The following is a 1421-nucleotide window of genomic DNA, read 5'->3' as shown; positions in this document are numbered from 1 at the left end:
AGCATAGACATTATGAAATTTGCCTTATCCTTTAAAGGTGCGTCCCCATCTCCATAGTTCATATTAATATCTAATGGATTTAGATAGTCCTTTGATTTTGCTGAAACTTTAATAACTTCTCCATTAAATTGTTTTACAAGATTTGAATACTCGCCCTCAGGATCACAAATAATTACATCATCATCTGTTACAAGAATTGCATTTGCCATCTCTCTCTTTGCCGAGAAAGATTTACCAGAACCTGGTGTTCCTAATATTAATCCGTTAGGGTTCTTTAGTTTCTTCCTATCTGCCATAATCAAGTTTTGGCTAAGAGCATTTAATCCATAGTACAAAGAATTTGACGAATCAATAAATAGCTCTTCTGTTGTAAAAGGCATAAATACTGCCGTTGATGATGAAGTTAAAAATCTTTTTATTTCGACTTGATTAACACCTAGAGGTAATACAGAAACAAGTCCTTGCTCTTGCTGATGAGATAATCTTTTTACCTGACAATTATGTCTGTTAGCAATCGATGAGATTTGAGCAATAGTATTTTCTAATTTTTGATTAGTCCTAGCAAAATTCATCATTACTATGGTAACTACAAAGAGCCTTTCATCTCTATTTTGTAAGTCAGATAACATAGACTTAACATCCGCCCCAAAAGTATTTATATCTGAAGGGATAATATCCATATCATATCCAGCACGAACTGCTTTCTTTTGTTCTTCAATTTTCATTCTGTCTAGGTCTGTGTTTTTTCTCTTGATGAGTTTAATAGCTTCTGCTTGTTCAACTACATCTATATGAAAAGCTACATAAATATTGTCATCAATATCTAAAAACTCAGATAACATTCTGTCTGATAACTCGCTTGCAAGTATTTGAAAATGGCTTACTGCTCCAATAAATTTCCCAAATTTAAAATTATTTGCTGGTGCAAAATTAAAGATATTGGGAGTTATATGTGATTTTGTAGACTCTTTCTTCTTCAAATCTTTATATGAAAAATCAAAGTTTTTGTCTGGATTTAACATATCGTGAACAAGTCTTAACCTTTCTTCGCCATCAAGACTTTCTGCTCTTACTCCCATAGATTTAAAGTTAGATAAAATATCTACTTCAAGTCTATTTAGCTTTGCTCGTGCTTGTTCTAGGTTATCGGCTTCTGTTGTAAAGGTTATATACTTCATCTTTTTAAGTCCGTTATTGCCCTTTGCAAGTTGAAGCTTTAACATCTCCCTAAACTCTTTTCTTACATCGTCATAGAAGTCTCCTTTATCAGCAATTTTAATTGCGTCTTGTAAGTCCTTATTTCTTCCTAATTGATTTACATATGATAGTTCAATGTGGACACTTGGATCAAAAGAATTTAAAAAGTTGGCAAATTGGTTAAAGATTAAATCTCTATCTTCTTCCAATGCCAACTGGTAATT

General features: G+C 32.4%; 1 protein-coding gene. It reads right to left on the bottom strand.

Annotated elements, in window-relative coordinates:
- Positions 1-1421 (bottom strand): VirB4-like conjugal transfer ATPase, CD1110 family (locus DES33_RS09530; RefSeq protein WP_146199884.1); only part of this gene is annotated, 1421 nt, incomplete at both ends.

The organism is Finegoldia magna, from assembly GCF_003182075.1.
GTDB lineage: Bacteria > Bacillota > Clostridia > Tissierellales > Peptoniphilaceae > Finegoldia > Finegoldia magna.
The sequence above is the reverse complement of the archived record's forward strand: the minus strand, read 5'-3'. Positions and strand labels throughout refer to the sequence as shown.